Annotated in this window: 14 protein-coding genes, 1 pseudogene and 1 other annotated feature; of the genes and pseudogenes, 7 read left to right on the forward strand and 8 right to left on the reverse strand. The window is 35.9% G+C overall.

What is annotated here, in order from left to right:
• Positions 1–235: 235 nt before the first annotated feature.
• Positions 236–1,183, reverse strand: a complete 948-nt coding sequence (gene repM, locus J7649_RS16345) for a replication initiation protein RepM (RefSeq protein WP_201773389.1) — start codon at positions 1,181–1,183, stop codon at positions 236–238.
• A 393-nt stretch (positions 1,184–1,576) separates the two neighbouring features.
• On the opposite strand from repM, the gene J7649_RS16350 reads away from it, so the two are divergent.
• Positions 1,577–2,215 carry an AAA family ATPase gene (locus J7649_RS16350; RefSeq protein WP_034171687.1) on the forward strand — a complete coding sequence of 213 codons (639 nt, stop codon included), beginning with the start codon at positions 1,577–1,579 and terminating at the stop codon, positions 2,213–2,215.
• A gap of 2 nt (positions 2,216–2,217) precedes the next feature.
• Complete coding sequence (locus tag J7649_RS16355) at positions 2,218–2,517, forward strand: hypothetical protein (RefSeq protein ID WP_034171686.1); 300 nt, start codon at positions 2,218–2,220, stop codon at positions 2,515–2,517.
• 90 nt (positions 2,518–2,607) lie between these two features.
• On the opposite strand, the pseudogene J7649_RS16360 reads toward J7649_RS16355, so the two are convergent.
• From J7649_RS16360 to J7649_RS16375, 4 genes and pseudogenes are all read right to left on the reverse strand, one after another.
• Positions 2,608–3,262 (reverse strand): annotated as a pseudogene (locus J7649_RS16360) (DDE-type integrase/transposase/recombinase); the annotation flags it as partial.
• A 168-nt stretch (positions 3,263–3,430) separates the two neighbouring features.
• Positions 3,431–4,135, reverse strand: coding sequence for an IS6-like element IS1006 family transposase (locus J7649_RS16365; protein ID WP_001067784.1), 705 nt, complete (start codon positions 4,133–4,135; stop codon positions 3,431–3,433).
• An 873-nt stretch (positions 4,136–5,008) separates the two neighbouring features.
• Positions 5,009–7,867: a relaxase/mobilization nuclease domain-containing protein gene (locus J7649_RS16370; protein ID WP_034171685.1), complete on the reverse strand. Its 2,859-nt coding sequence runs from the start codon at positions 7,865–7,867 to the stop codon at positions 5,009–5,011.
• A gap of 2 nt (positions 7,868–7,869) precedes the next feature.
• Positions 7,870–8,187, reverse strand: a complete 318-nt coding sequence (locus J7649_RS16375; protein WP_034171684.1) for a plasmid mobilization protein — start codon at positions 8,185–8,187, stop codon at positions 7,870–7,872.
• A gap of 271 nt (positions 8,188–8,458) precedes the next feature.
• On the opposite strand from J7649_RS16375, the gene J7649_RS16380 reads away from it, so the two are divergent.
• The gene (locus J7649_RS16380; protein ID WP_034171683.1) at positions 8,459–8,833 is read left to right on the forward strand and encodes a hypothetical protein; all 375 of its coding nucleotides are present in this window, start codon (positions 8,459–8,461) and stop codon (positions 8,831–8,833) included.
• 27 nt (positions 8,834–8,860) lie between these two features.
• Here J7649_RS16380 and J7649_RS16385 read toward each other — a convergent pair whose 3' ends face one another.
• Positions 8,861–10,156 (reverse strand): Y-family DNA polymerase, encoded by a 1,296-nt coding sequence (locus tag J7649_RS16385; RefSeq protein WP_034171682.1) that lies wholly within the window; start codon positions 10,154–10,156, stop codon positions 8,861–8,863.
• A gap of 21 nt (positions 10,157–10,177) precedes the next feature.
• On the reverse strand, positions 10,178–10,756 hold the full coding sequence (locus J7649_RS16390) for a LexA family protein (RefSeq protein WP_034171681.1): 579 nt from the start codon (positions 10,754–10,756) through the stop codon (positions 10,178–10,180).
• Between the two features lie 306 nt (positions 10,757–11,062).
• Here J7649_RS16390 and J7649_RS16395 point away from each other — a divergent pair.
• A protein-coding gene (locus J7649_RS16395) for an IS3 family transposase (RefSeq protein ID WP_219310249.1) occupies positions 11,063–12,282 on the forward strand; the annotation gives its coding sequence in 2 pieces (ribosomal slippage) (positions 11,063–11,339 and positions 11,339–12,282; 1,221 coding nt in all).
• Positions 11,338–11,454 (forward strand) — a sequence feature (AL1L pseudoknot). (Overlaps the previous gene by 117 nt.)
• A gap of 225 nt (positions 12,283–12,507) precedes the next feature.
• On the opposite strand, the gene J7649_RS16400 is transcribed toward J7649_RS16395, so the two are convergent.
• Positions 12,508–12,867 carry a hypothetical protein gene (locus J7649_RS16400; RefSeq protein WP_034171706.1) on the reverse strand — a complete coding sequence of 120 codons (360 nt, stop codon included), beginning with the start codon at positions 12,865–12,867 and terminating at the stop codon, positions 12,508–12,510.
• 367 nt (positions 12,868–13,234) lie between these two features.
• Between J7649_RS16400 and J7649_RS16405 the strand changes: the two genes are divergently transcribed.
• From J7649_RS16405 to nadS, 3 genes are all read left to right on the forward strand, one after another.
• Positions 13,235–13,489: a helix-turn-helix domain-containing protein gene (locus tag J7649_RS16405; RefSeq protein ID WP_034171707.1), complete on the forward strand. Its 255-nt coding sequence runs from the start codon at positions 13,235–13,237 to the stop codon at positions 13,487–13,489.
• A gap of 160 nt (positions 13,490–13,649) precedes the next feature.
• Positions 13,650–13,970 carry a type II toxin-antitoxin system RelE/ParE family toxin gene (locus tag J7649_RS16410; RefSeq protein WP_000897309.1) on the forward strand — a complete coding sequence of 107 codons (321 nt, stop codon included), beginning with the start codon at positions 13,650–13,652 and terminating at the stop codon, positions 13,968–13,970.
• Entirely contained in the window at positions 13,963–14,235 is a 273-nt protein-coding gene (nadS, locus tag J7649_RS16415) for a NadS family protein (protein WP_219310251.1), read from the forward strand. The genes J7649_RS16410 and nadS overlap by 8 nt, the downstream gene beginning before the upstream one ends.
• The last annotated feature ends 438 nt before the right edge of the window (positions 14,236–14,673 follow it).

The raw sequence follows: 14,673 nt of genomic DNA on the forward strand, positions 1-14,673 counted from the left end.
GTTTCCATCTCATCACTCTCTTCAGGATTACATAAGTTCATAAGTTGCGTAAGTTATGTAACTTTATAATTTAATATTCCTTATAGATCAGCTGCTAACCGTTCATGTAATAGCCTTCCAATTAAAATGGACACTTCTCAATAAAGACCAAATTATAGAATTAGGGTTACCAAGACAGACTAAATTTTTTTCTATAGGTTAGTAGTGTTCAAAATAAGAATTTCTATTATTCAGGTTATGATAACTTTTCTGATTTATATTTTTCTTTATAGCCCACTTTTAACAAATCAGGATAATACTTTTTTACCTTTTCAGGGTCGAGAAGTTCAAGTGAAATCCTTTCTTTAAACGCTTCGATCTCTTCACCTACATTGGCATATTTTCCCCCGAATTCGGGATATTTGATAAGGTCACACAATTTTTGAGCGAAAAATATAGATTGTTTTGGTGTCAACTGATATGTCGGTTCCAGTACCTTATCACTAACAATTAAGGAAGCTTTTTGATTAAAAGAAAATTCGATATGTGTAATTGTTCTTCCTTCTTTTTTCTGCTCATAACTTACGTCGATATCAGTAAGTTTATTAATTTGATCTATGGCAACCGTCAATACACGCTTTTTAAAATCGCCCATGGTTTTATATTCATTTTCAAGTAAACCTAACTTATCACGCAATTCAACCATACTAATATATAGCTTGCCTTTGCTACGCCATCTAATCAAAAGTTCATACAGCCGTATAGCGTATACGCTAGATAATTGAGAAATTTGCTTTAATTCATAACGGGTAAATTTTTCTTCAAGTTTTACAAAAAGCTGTAAAATATCAGGAGCAAAAATTAGTTGAGCGCATGCAGCTTCTTTAACATAGCCAACTTTTGATACCCAACGGCTTTTGTAGACCGCTGGCTTACCTGTAACAGGATCTATGGCCTTATAGGTGAGTCTACGTTCAAACAAGTTATCACACGCTCCCTGAAGAGCCTCATAGGCCGCTTGACGACCCAAATTAAAGTGCTTCATGTATTCAGATGCATGTATTGTTAGCAAGGTATCCGATGTAAGCTCTTTTTCAATTTCCCTAGCTGCAATAATCGCAACTAAAATTAAGCGTTGTTCAGACAAAGTCAACGCATAAGATGCTTCAATCAAGTTATTATCTTTATAAATTAGATTTGCCATATTGTGATTAGAGAAACAAATATCATTAATGGACATTAACACTTAATGACCATTAATGGAAGATCTATTTATGCCAGGAAAACGTCCATTTATATCAGGAAAACGTCCATTTAAATAAAGGAAAATGTCCACTTATTGTCAGGAAAACGTCCATTTAAATAAAGGAAAATGTCCACTTATTGTCAGGAAAACGTCCATATAAATCCTCTGAGAATTAGACTACATAAGGCATACAAAGGTCCTATAAATATAAATTTAAAAATATATATAAAATTAAAAAAGAGCATTACTTGTGGATAACTTTATTTTTTAACTTTATTTTTCACAATAGTTGATTCAGGAGATTGAAACTTGTACATTGTTTTTAACAAAATTACGTAACTTACATAACTTATGATTATTTTAGTAGGTGGTGAAAAAGGCGGAGCTGGTAAAAGCTGCCTTGCCCAAAACTTAGCGGTTTATTTACAAAAAAAGAATAGAGATGTTCTTCTTCTAGATGCAGATCCTCAAGGTACAACTACTGACTGGATTAAAGAGCGTGATGAGAATGAGGATTTAAAGAATATTCCATCTGTACAAGCTTCAGGCAATATTCGTCAAGTTTTAAAAGATTTATCAAAAAGATATGAAGATATTATCATTGATGCTGGTGGGCAAGATTCGGAAGCATTGCGTTCTGCTATGACTATAGCAACACATATGCTATTGCCTTTTAGGCCTAAACGTAGAGATCTAAAGACTTTGGATCATATGGAGCAAGTATTAAAACTGGCGCGAGCAGTGAATCCAGATTTGAATGCAAGAGCAATCATTACACAATGCCCAACATTACCGTCACAAGTACAGCGAATTCTAGATGCTAAAGAAGCCTGTATATCGTTCGGAATAAAAGCCTTAGACCAAATTACGACAAATCGAAATGTTTATGATGATGCAGATGAAAATGGCCTATCTGTTTTTGAAGTAACAAGTGATTTTAAAGCAAAAGCAGAAATTGAAGGGATAGCTCAAGAGTTTTTAGGAGTATAACTATGGCAGGTCTTAGCGGTTTAAAAAAGAAAACTGACGAGCTTTCAGATCAGGATAAACTGGTTGAAAATTTCATATCTGGAGCTGATAAAAGAGTTAAGGATCTAGAAGTTTCACAAAAGAAATTCGTTCGTTGTACCTTTTCTTTAAACCAAGAATTAAGTGAATTAATTGATGAGCTAATTATCAAAAGTAATAACGCTCGTGTTAACAGATCTAGTATTGTAAGAATAGCTTTAGAGTCACTGGCAGAGCAGAATTTAGAAGATTTTAAGCAGCTGATTGATAAAAGTTTTAAATAAAATAGGGGGGGATAAAGTGGAAAGTGGTCTATTCAGTTAAATCCGTGGGTAATCCTCCCATAAATAAATAACCGAAGTTAAAAGTAGAGGTTAAGCAGCCATTAAAGATAACTTTCCTTTGTTAGCTTGGTGTGGTCTTTCATGATTGTAATGCCACAGCCAATCAGTTACGTAATCCTAAACTTCTTCCAATGTATCAAACAAATGCTTGCTCAGCCAACTATAGTTGATTATAAAATTGAGTAGCACAGTAAAATCCTTATGAAATGGTATCTTACGAAAATATTTGGGTGCTATACCTTTTAGAATTCAGCTATATAACGTATGGTCCGATTATAGCGTTCAATATACGCATTCTGCTGTGGTTTACCCGGTTGAATATATTCAATACGAATACCGTGCTCAGTAGCCCAGCGCACAAATTCGTGACTGATAAATTCGGGACCATTATCGCATCGGATCACTAATGGTTTTCTCTCTACTCCAGCAATTGATTCAACGTACGAATAATCCTGATTGTGGGCAATGAGAACCCTGACTCAATGGCTAGGCCTTGGCGGCGGTAATCATCAATCACATTCAATAATCGAAACTTGCGACCATCGGAAAGCTGATCATGTATAAAATCTAATGACCAAACCTGATTTTCTCGGATTGGTTCTTTCAATGGTTCAGGTGCATGCCGTTTTAGTCTTCTTCTCAGTTTAATACGCAGATTCAGTGCCAACTCACAGTAAATGCGGTAAGCTAAAGCCAGAGTGGTGAGCGATCATTCCCTAGCTTACCATCAATTAAGCGAATCCATTTGGATACAAGATTTGTATTCAATCCATGTTGCAAAGCGACCGAAGCAATTGAAACGGCACTGTTGCAAATAGAGATTTGAGTCGATGATGTTTCCTTTAAAAAGTACTTAGAGACCGAAAACCCTGTTGATTAGACACACTTCACCCTGAGGCTGACCATAATAAAATGACGATGCTTGTCCTTTACGTAGTGCACGCATGACTTCAATACCTTTAATTGTGGCATAAGCCGTCTTCATAGATTTGAATCCTAATGTGGCCCTGATGATCCGCTTTAGCTTGCCATGATCACATTCAATCACGTTATTTTTATACTTAATCTGCCTGTGCTCAAGGTCTGGTGGACATTTACCTTCCCGTTTTAACCGTGATAAAGCACGTCCATATGTGGGTGCTTTATCCGTGTTGATCACTTGTGGAATTTGCCACTTCTTCACATTATTTAAAATTTTTCCAAGAAAACAATATGCTGATTTGGTATTACGTCTAGAAGAAAGATAAAAATCAATGGTATCGCCACGTTGATCGACTGCACGATACAGATAAGACCATCGTCCATTCACTTTTACATAGGTTTCATCAATATGCCACGAGCTCAGATCTGTAGGATTACGCCAATACCAGCGTAAACGTTTTTCTATTTCAGGAGCATAACGTTGAACCCAACGGTAAATAGTCGTGTGATCAACATTCACACCCCGTTCGGCCAGCATTTCCTGCAGTTCACGATAGCTAATGCCATATTTACAATACCAGCGCACAGCCCAAAGAATGATTTCGCCCTGAAAATGCCGACCATGGAAAGGATTCATATGCTGCACCTTTAGCTAAAACAGTCTTCAGCTTACCATTCGTGGTTATTTGCAACAGTGCCATTGAAACGTCCGGGGCCTTACAAGCCTGAACGATCTGCTGTTTAAATTCAGCACTGTATGTTCTTCGTTTTTTCGCAAGAGATTCGATGGATGTCTGATTATTTGTAGTGATAAATTTAAGTCCCTACTTGTTTTTAAGTGGGGACTTAAATTAAGGCTTATAGGATGAATTCATAAGGTGTGTTCAGCGGACTTCTTACAAAAGAAATAACGAAAAAATAGTTAAATTAACTTTTCAGTATTAATTTGACTAATTTTAATTGCTATTGAATAAAATTCGATTTAAATACAATTTTTTAGTGATTAAGTCTAACCCAGATATTTCTTTTTTTAAATCACATTTAAAAGTAATAATTTTTTCCCCGTGGTCTACAGTGTAGCTAAAAATTAAACCATTATGTACTTTATAGTATTTATTACCGATATACTTGTATCCAAAAAAATGAAATGAAAGAACGGAGTCACAAAATATTTCTAACATCTTAGAATTATTTATATTAATAAAAGAGACAGTAAAGCTATCCGATGAATTGTGAACCAATTTATGAAGAATATTAAGAAGAAATGTATTGTATAGTTGCGAAGATTTCACTATTTAACCTTATTTAAAGCACACGAAAAACACGTAAAAAACGAGTTATCCTTTCATGTCTTTAAATAAGAGTGACTTTCTCCCGCTAGCCTTAATTCTAGCTAACCAACTAGTCTGTTATAAAACTAGGGGGCTATTGATTTTATAACTCAATAAAGATGAAAAATCTAGTTTTTTTTAGAAAATTATTCATTCTTCCTGAATTCTATTTAAGAGTATTAGAAACCAAAATCAAGGCTATCATTTGTATGGTTTAGACTCTTAGAATTTTTGTCTAATGTTGTAGATTTCTCTTTATTGATGAGGTCTGTTTGATCTTCTATAGTTGGTGATGTTGGAGGAGAATTAGGAATAACAGTCTTGTACTCATTTATTTGGTGCACAATATTGTGATCTATCTTGTCGGTCGCTGAGCTTTCAACTTGACGATCTATTACTAATGGGTGGTCAAATTCGATTCTTATATTTGTTGCACGTGCAATTTCTTGCACCTGTCTTTTAAAGTCATCTGTACCGGACACCCATACAACCCCAAATTTATCTCTAGCCAATAACAAGGCATCGTGAATATGGTCACGCTTTTGGCTGACTACGGTAATATCTAAAGTATTTTTGCTTTCAAAAAAAGCGACTTTCTCTTGATCGATATAAAATGTTTCTCCAAATTTGTATTCGATACGATATTTTTTAATAGGGTAGGCTGACTGTAAAATTTGATCAGAATCTTTCAAGGTTTCTTTTGGCCTTGTGAAGATATTATTCCGCTCTAATTCCTGTTGTTTGCGCAGTTTAACTTTTCGACTGTATTCATAAAACTCAAACATCTGTAAGTAATCAAGTTCAGATAAAGATTCTGTCTGTTGATATGATTCGTTCACTTTATTTTTAGGTATAAGTGCGAGGTCTCTTAAATGTTGCGAAGCATCGTTAGTTGTAACAAGGCTATGGCAATTTTCGTTGATCATAGGCTGATGCTCTAAAGAAAAATATAATTGCCAGGTTTGCTCGATGTCATTTGAGTTGAAATATTGTTTATTTAATTTTGAGGCTTGTGTATAGATCAGGTTATGCAGCCTTTGTATCAAGATACTCTGATCTTCTTGATTAAGCTGAGGCAATTGATGCTTTTGAATACCTGCTGCTAAATTAGATTTGAGCTGGCTCATATTGATGCCACAACAATTCAGTAGTAAACCAGTTTTGATCAGCGCTGTACTTTGGCATTCGCCTGTTGTCTTAAAATGTTGATAGAGTTGTCGAAATCCAGCTTCGAGTTGCTCCGAGGATAATTTTGATAGAGCGGGGAGAGTTCTACTTTTGTTTGTATCTTGAATTTCGTTTGATCTATGTTGGGAAAGCATTTCGAATAAGTTTTTAAAATCTGATGATCCTCGAACTGATACTTGATGCTCAGGATGTAAATTCTTTATACATTGCTCTAACCGGGTGATTGAATAATTACTAAAGATAAGAATCCCATATCTATTCTGAATGCCAATGGGCTCTTTAGGATCATTCGAATCAAACAAAATTTTAGCAGTCTTGATTTCTGGATTTTCTTGATAAATAAAATTTTTAGACTGACGTTGATCGAATAGAAATTGTTGTTGTATCAATAGGGGATTGGTGGGTGAGATAAATCTTAAAAAATCAGCATAAGAGGTAATTTGGGTTGAATCAAAGTTTCTAGACAAAAAATTTTGATCAAATAGCTTTTCAGAAGTCTGTTGGCTTAAATTTTGATTTTGGATAAGAAACACGTTCCTGATTTTGGCTCTGGTTGTCAGTTGTTCTGTATGATGTTGATAATGTAATAGAGTATAAATCGTATCAGAAGCCTGTTCTGGAAATTTTTTCTGAAGTTGTTTTAAAAAAGAAGATTTATTGTATTTATAAATTTCATTCTCGAAATTGATATCCTGGTACTTGGATCGACGATTCTGACTATAAACATCTTTAGTTGATTTCATCTTGAGATAAGCGTCATGAAGCTCCTTAACCAAAAAGTCTTTATTCTGGAATAAATGATAAGCAGAGATCTTTGAGGATTCATGTGGAGTGTGCTGAGCTGTCGTATTCAATTTGGGCTGATAGATTTTGATCTGATCAGCGTGATGAGGTGTAAACTCCCCCCAACGGTTTTCCAAATTCTTTAAAGTGACTTGTTTATTGCAAAATAACGATGCCTTAAATGTTAGTGACTCCTGATCATGGGGCCTTATCGTAAAAATACTACCGCTACGCTTACGTTCATACGAAATTCCTGAAGATGCTAATTGTTGATGCCAGTCTTGCCAACTAGTTGCCTCTTTTAGAATGGGCTGAATGATTGTTTCAAGCTCATCTTGATAGTTGCTTGCAACAGACATTTCCTTGCTCAATCGACTCTTTTGTTGATGTCGATGTTCTTGATCACGAATCTTTGCACTGATTTTCAATGCATCGGGATTTGATATGTGATTGATGTTTTTTTCACATTCTCCAGTTTTACTGTTATAGATAAAGAGGGGATTTGGTTCAGGGTCCCAACCCTGTTTTGCCTCAATTTCTGCAACAGCTCGATGTACTGCATTCAAGATCCAACCATCTCCTAGATCCACCGCTTGATGTTCATTATGATTGTTTTTTCTGTAGGGATGGATTCGGTTAATGATCAAATGGAAGTGTACATTGTCTGTATCCATGTGCAATGCATACTGCATTTGTAAGTCATCTGCTTTGAGATGTTTACTTAAAATATCGATTTGTTCTTCTAATTGTTGGGTCGTTGGGACTTCAAATTTTTTAAAACTTCCGACGATATGAACAATTGGGTCATCCACCCTTGTATTCAAACTGGCAGTTTGTGACATTTCAATTTTTTGATACTCAATATTTTCATCCAGAAAGTTACGTGAGTTCGAGTAAACACATTTTTCAGAAATGAGCTCATGACTAAAGCTAGCGTGCAACTGAGTAATATAGTCACTGAGGTAGTCGATACGCGTTTGATTTGGATTATGTATATAGTCTGATAAACCGTTGATACGATTTTCAACAGAAGTGCCTAAGGTGTTTGGAATTACTTTAATAATCATGTCTAACGTACCTGGTCATTTAGTCGACGCACAATGATTTTCAACTCATGAACGAGCTCTGTAAGGTCACATAATTCTTCGGGGATCAAATCTTTATCTTGGAGTTCAATCAATATTTTTGGGAGAATAATGCCAAGTGTTCTAATCGTATGAATATCACGTTGATCGATTAATTGACTGTAGTCATCACTTAAAATTTTTTTACGTATATAGTCAGATTGATTGAGCTGTAATGCCTTGCAGGCAAGATTGATATCTTGATGTTCATCTGCAGTTAAACGAACAATGATCTGCTTATTTCTTGATGCTTTAACTTTCATTTTTTTCTACTGTATACAAATTGAGACCGAGCAACGCGAGCTCGAGATTTGACATGGATGATGTGATATACATCATCCCATCCTGTATTTATTGGCTGTCAGTGAATGAATTAAAGTTAATGAAAATAATGGTTGATTTATATTTTTTTATTATCGCGAAATATGACTTTTTTCAGTAATTTAAGAATCCAAAAATGGTCATGTTTTGCCATTTCTGTAATGAAGTATATTCAGAATAATTGGCTTCTAGATTTATTTTTGAGGAAAAAACATGATACAAGACCAGAATATTTTACACCTTGATATTCAAAATCCAGACAATATTAATTCTGACTCCTCAACAGAAAATACTTCTGAAACTGTATCGACAAAAGAAGAAAAGCATTCAAAAAATGTTGAGAAAAATCAAAAAATATATAGCAAAAATGATTCTAAAAACTTTGAAAATATTCTTCTTTGTTATATAAAAGAATTGAATGAAAAGACCATTACACAGAATCAATTGCTTACTCAGCATAAGAAAACTTTACTTCAACTCTTTGGTCTTGGTGCAACAACCGGAGAAGTACTAGACTTTCTAAAAAGAAACAATTTTGTGGGTATTACTGAGGAAGCTTTAAAAGAGTTTTTAAAGAAGAAAAAATAAATTATGGTGTGAAGTAATCACTAAAAATTACTTTACACAAAGCAATTGATCCCATCGAAAGTAGTTCTGGCTCAGTTGATTACGAGACATATTCCAGCTTCTATTTGGTAACCTACTTGCACCCAGAGCAAGCTTGGTTTTTCCAAACTTATGATGGATTTCTTCAAGTGAATCCATCAGGTTATTGCCTGCGGTTATTTGTTTCATGTCTATAAACAGGTCGTAAGTGTGGTTAACTTTGGGCTCTAGACAAGTCAATATTACGCCGCACTTTTTGAAGCCTACATCTTTCTGATATAAGTCATCTATCATTTTTGTGGCAATCTTACACAACATTAAAACGTTATCAGTTGGTTCTGGCAAAGTAAGTGCTGCAGATTTGCTGTAATAAGGTTTATGTGTTTCAAATGGATTGGATTGTACAAAACCAATCATGTAACCACACAACATCTTCTCACCTCTTAAGCGGGCAACTGCATCTTGGACGTAGAGACTCATAGCCTCTTTTAGATCATCAATATGATAAATCCTTTGGCCAAATGAACGACTTGCGACAATTTGCTTTCGAGGAGCTTGCGTATGTTCTAACTCAATACAAGAGACACCATGTAATTCAAGTAATGTTCTGTGCATAACAATGGAAAATTGATCCCTGATCATGAAAGGGAAGGCCATTGCAAAATCCAGCACAGAATAAATATTAAGACTATTTAGTTTCTTTGTATGTTTGCTACCGACACCCCAAATTTCACCTACCTCTATCGTTTCATATAAGCTTTCTATAGCACAATAATCCATGGCAACCAGGTTACACACACCATTGAAGTAGGTGTTCTTTTTTGCAATGTGATTTGCCATTTTGGCTTCAGTTTTAGTTCTGCCTAAGCCAATACATACTGGTAAACCGAGCCAGGTAAAAATACGCTGACGAATCGTCTGTGCATAATCAGTCAAATCATACTTCTTGGCATAAGCAGTCAAGTCCAAGAAGCATTCATCAATCGAATAGACCTCTTGTTCTTCAGGAGTTACAAAGTCAGACAGGACCTTCATGAATCTGCGAGACATTTCTGCATATAAAGCATAGTTGCTTGAGAGCACTTGGACCTTATGCTGCTCTACAATGTCCTTAATTTGAAAAAGGGGAACTCCCATCTTGATACCTAAGTCTTTGGCCTCCTGTGAGCGTGCCACAGCACAACCATCATTGTTAGAGAGGACAATCACAGGTTTGTTATTTAAACTTGGGTTAAAGATACGTTCGCAACTGACATAACAGTTGTTGATATCTACCAAAGCAAAGATCTTGTTTGTATATGCCATATGATGAAACCAAGAGAATAGTTACTTACGTTTCCTGAAGGGTTTGATGACGTAAGTCACTACTCCCCAAATCACCATCTCCTGGCCATCTCTGAGGTAAATATTGGAACAATCAGGATTCTCAGCTTTAAGCCAGCGATAGTTACCTTCAATCATCAAGCGCTTAACAGTAAACTCATTGTCGATCAGAGCGATAACGATGTCTTCATGTTTGGCTTCAAGACTACGATCAACGACAAGTTCATCATCAATTTCAATACCAGCATCTCTCATGGAAAGAGAAGCTACTTTTACAATGAATGTCGCTGCCTCATTACTAATGAGGTGTTCATTCATATCTAATGTCTTGTCGACAAAATCTTGGGCAGGAGAAGGGAAACCGGCAGCAACCTTCTCGGCCGCTAAAGGAATTTGCATATAAGTAGATGACTGTACAGGCGTGATTAAATCGATATCATTAAGGCATTGGCTCTCTGCTTTATTTAGATAATTTTTAATCTCTACGATCTTGGATAAAGGCACTCTTACTGTTTTGGTAGGCTCATTGTATTTAAGTTTTCTACCCGCACCTTCTCTGATTCCCCCACGCTTGTTGTTCATGACTCATTCACTATTTGGTTTTGTGACGAAATCAAATAGTAAACTTTCTTTTGTTAGGAAAACAATAGAATCTGGATAAACGGTTAATATAAAAAGTATAAATTTAGGGAGATTTCTAGCTCTTTCGATTTAATTCTTTACATGTGGACTGCACACAAAATAGCTATGAATGAACATTAGATGAATTTAGATCCTGTAGTAAAACAGCTTTTGATGGAAACTTAGAAATTTTCAAATGATCTGTATTTATGATTTATGAACCGTACCGGGTTTGTCGGAGAGTCAATATTCTGAGAGACTATCCCGATGACAAAATTAAAATATACCCCTGAAATCAGAGAAAGAGCGGTTCAATTATTGATTGAATCCGAGAAAGATTATCCATCGAATTGGGCTGCAATCACAGCAATTGCTCCTAAAATTGGCTGTACTCCTGAAACACTACGTGTTTGGTATCAAAAATACTTAGATCAACAAAATCCAGTTAAAGCACAGCAGCTTTCAGACCAAGAACGTATCAAACAACTGGAACGCGAAAATAAAGAACTGCAACGTGCGAATGAAATTCTACGTAAAGCAGCCGCTTTTTTCGCCCAGGCGGAGCTCGACCGCCCACACAAATAATGGTGGATTTTATCCATAACAATAAAGCGTTATATGGTGTTGATGCGATTTGTAGGATTTTACCGATCGCTGCTTCAACCTATTACCGGACTTTAGATCTCGCGGAAAATCCAGAACATCGAGCGAAACGAGATTTACATGACTTGCATCATGCTGAGGAGATTAAACGAATTTGGAAGGAAAGTTCAGGTCGGTATGGTGTGCGTAAGGTCTGGCAACAACTGAAACGTGAAGGCTATGTGATTGCACGTTGTACAGTTGCTCGATTGATGCAAAAGCTAGGTATACAAGGTGTTTGGCGTGGTAAGAATAAACAAACCACCCGTAACCGAGATGACCAAAAACGGGCAGATGATTTAGTGAAACGTAATTTTAATGCTGATCATCCAAACCAACTATGGGTGGGTGACTTTACGTATATTCAAACTCATTCAGGCTGGGTATATACCGCATTTGTTATTGACGTGTTCTCACGAGCAATTGTTGGATGGAAAGTATCTACACGGATGAATACAGATATGGTGCTCGATGCATTGGAGCAAGCATTGCATGATCGAGGCATGCCAAAGAATGTGATTCATCATTCCGATAGAGGTGTGCAATATCTTTCCATTCGCTATACCAATCGTTTAGAAGCAGCAAATTTACGAGCATCAGTCGGTACGACTGGTGATTCATACGATAATGCTTTGGCTGAAACGGTGAATGGCTTATACAAAACAGAGGTGATTGAATATTTAAAAGCAGATTGGCAAGGTTTAGCAGATGTACAACTTGCGACACTAAACTGGGTAGATTGGTTCAATAAAAAGCGTGTACACAGTGCACTGGGTTATGTATCGCCTTTTGAGTTTGAAGCAATGTACTATGATAAGATTAACCCGTTAGGTCAGGTGGCCTAACTTAAATAAAAAAGTCTCCGACAAACCCGGTACGGTTCATTACATAATCCCTTTTAATGCTTCTACAGGATCTGAGTCCATATATGAAAGGGAGGGATGCTCAAGGCAATAACCTGCATACTTTAGGGCTTTTTCCGACCATATTATCTGATAGCTATACTGCTTTTGTTTACAAGTAACTCTTGGTATTTTTTTAAATCAATAATTTATAAAACAATCAGTATTTCAACATGGAAAAGCTTCTACGGCCTTAAGTACAGAAATCAGTCCGTTCATACTTTCCATCTGTTCTATAGGAACTCCTCCAGTTAATAGGTTAGGTGAATTGAGAAAATGATGCATCCATTTAATATCACCACCATTCAGGCTATAAACAGCTCTGTAAATCCGAATTACGATTATTGCTATTTCCCCTGATTGAGAATTTGGATCTAAGGTTTGTAATTCAGAAAATTTACCGTCAATACCTTCCAGATGCAGAATTCTTAAAAATTGCTCTGGCTTTAGTCCAAGCTGTTCAGCAGCTTTCCATGCCGCTTTAGCCAAAACTCTGGACCTATCTATCTGTTGTGAAAGTGGACTCATGATCGTGTCCTTAATATAAGAAAACGTTTGTTTGACATTACATTAAAATTAGGAATATGCCTAAATTTTATTCTATCAGCCAGTTTTTATTATTCCAAAATTGAAATTCCTAGATGGCAAGTTAAATAAGAACATTAAGCTGATGATAGGTATATAAAGCCTAGAGCCTATATCTAGGCTTTATAAAGTGTGTTAAATCTGGAAAAGTCTTATTTTTGAAGTTGGATTAGTTACCATTATGAAATACTTACAGGCTTTACTTACAAAGTAGTTATACTCTAATGTTTGCTATATGGCTAACATTGCATATAAAATACTCAAAGTTCGCTATATAGCGAATATAATCTTGTAAAAGTGGAAAAATAATATGGCTTGTAGAAAAGAAATTGGAGAGCAAATCAAATTGGCCAGGAAAAAACTCGGCTATACACAAAAGACTGTATCGGAGAAATCTCTAGTCAATAAAACGACAATTTCTGAGATTGAAAATGGTCATTTCACTGGTTCATTCGATTTATTTGAAAAAGTACTTAATTGTGTCGACTTACAGTTCGAAGTTGTGCCCAAAAAGCATACATTCCCTCACTGGGATGAAATCGAGTTTTTATTTAGAGAAGATTGAATTAAAGAAGGTGAGATTAACTTCCATTCTATGTTTTATTCCCAAGTAGAAATGTCCTATACAGACATTTCTACTTGGGAATAACAGAGAGCCTGTAGGCTCTCGTTTTTTTATTCTAAAACTGCTAAAATTCTTATACGCCATTGACGTACTTAAACCTATGTTATTCATTGAAACCAGTATTTTTACCAAGCAAATCAAAGAGCTTGTAAGTGATGAGGAATATCGTCAACTCCAGCAAGATCTCTTGGTACAACCTGATAAAGGTGACTTAATCAAGAATGGTGGTGGAATTCGTAAAGTACGTTGTGCTCAAGGCAATAAAGGTAAAAGTGGCGGTATCCGGGTGATCTATTATTGGGTCACAGAAGATGATCAGATCTTTTTCCTGGTGGCTTATCCAAAGTCTGTGAAAGATAATCTGACAGACAAAGAAACCTCTATTCTGCGTCAATTAGTGAAGGAGCAATTTCATGGATAACAACTTATTTGATGACTTGGTTGCTTCAATCAAAGAAGCTGGTGCCATCAAACGTAATGAAATGAAAGCAAGCCGAGTAACAGAGCTTGAATTGCCGGATATTAAAGAAGTACGTGAGAAAACTGGCTTGACCCAAGCTGAATTTGCTGCACGTTTGCATATCAGTGCCAGAACTCTGCAAAACTGGGAACAAGGCCGTCGTTATCCAACTGGTCCTGCAGCGACTTTAATTCGTATTCTTGATGCTCATCCAAGTCTAATTTAGAAAATTGAGATAATAAAAAACCCCAACATCCTGTCGGGGTTTTTTATTATCTTTTCGCGTACCGTTGTTACCCTCTGGTCCTTGTGCAATAACTTATAATTTTTGTTTTATGTTATGGAACTTCCTGTTCCTGATGAGTTCATCATAGGAAAGTTTCAGTATTCCGGATAGCAGCAAAGGGCCGAGATTGGTGTGAGCATATACGCACAAAATAGCCTAAATTTTATCCACAGGAAATGTGGATGATTTCAGATCCTGGGGTCTTGAGAACATTGCAAAAATCTTGAAATTGGCTACTTTTTAAACAACTTTATTGGCAATAACTATCAAAAAAGATCATAAAAAAGCCGACTTGTTTCCAAGCCGGCTTTTCGGGTTTGCGTCCTCGATTTTTTATATCATAACTTTTTGAAATTTAACACTATTTATTTTTATGTT

The organism is Acinetobacter lwoffii (genome assembly GCF_019343495.1).
In the GTDB taxonomy this organism is placed as follows: domain Bacteria; phylum Pseudomonadota; class Gammaproteobacteria; order Pseudomonadales; family Moraxellaceae; genus Acinetobacter; species Acinetobacter lwoffii_P.

Bases quoted from the DNA above. Each gene is read 5' to 3' on its own strand.
- J7649_RS16365 (WP_001067784.1), bottom strand. From the start codon at position 4,135: ATGAATCCTTTCCATGGTCGGCATTTTCAGGGCGAAATCATTCTTTGG.
- J7649_RS16390 (WP_034171681.1), bottom strand. From the start codon at position 10,756: ATGAACAACAAGCGTGGGGGAATCAGAGAAGGTGCGGGTAGAAAACTT.
- repM (WP_201773389.1), bottom strand. From the start codon at position 1,183: ATGGCAAATCTAATTTATAAAGATAATAACTTGATTGAAGCATCTTAT.
- J7649_RS16375 (WP_034171684.1), bottom strand. From the start codon at position 8,187: ATGAAAGTTAAAGCATCAAGAAATAAGCAGATCATTGTTCGTTTAACT.
- nadS (WP_219310251.1), top strand. From the start codon at position 13,963: ATGGATAACAACTTATTTGATGACTTGGTTGCTTCAATCAAAGAAGCT.
- J7649_RS16380 (WP_034171683.1), top strand. From the start codon at position 8,459: ATGATACAAGACCAGAATATTTTACACCTTGATATTCAAAATCCAGAC.
- J7649_RS16385 (WP_034171682.1), bottom strand. From the start codon at position 10,156: ATGGCATATACAAACAAGATCTTTGCTTTGGTAGATATCAACAACTGT.
- J7649_RS16400 (WP_034171706.1), bottom strand. From the start codon at position 12,867: ATGAGTCCACTTTCACAACAGATAGATAGGTCCAGAGTTTTGGCTAAA.
- J7649_RS16370 (WP_034171685.1), bottom strand. From the start codon at position 7,867: ATGATTATTAAAGTAATTCCAAACACCTTAGGCACTTCTGTTGAAAAT.
- J7649_RS16350 (WP_034171687.1), top strand. From the start codon at position 1,577: ATGATTATTTTAGTAGGTGGTGAAAAAGGCGGAGCTGGTAAAAGCTGC.
- J7649_RS16405 (WP_034171707.1), top strand. From the start codon at position 13,235: ATGGCTTGTAGAAAAGAAATTGGAGAGCAAATCAAATTGGCCAGGAAA.
- J7649_RS16410 (WP_000897309.1), top strand. From the start codon at position 13,650: ATGTTATTCATTGAAACCAGTATTTTTACCAAGCAAATCAAAGAGCTT.
- J7649_RS16355 (WP_034171686.1), top strand. From the start codon at position 2,218: ATGGCAGGTCTTAGCGGTTTAAAAAAGAAAACTGACGAGCTTTCAGAT.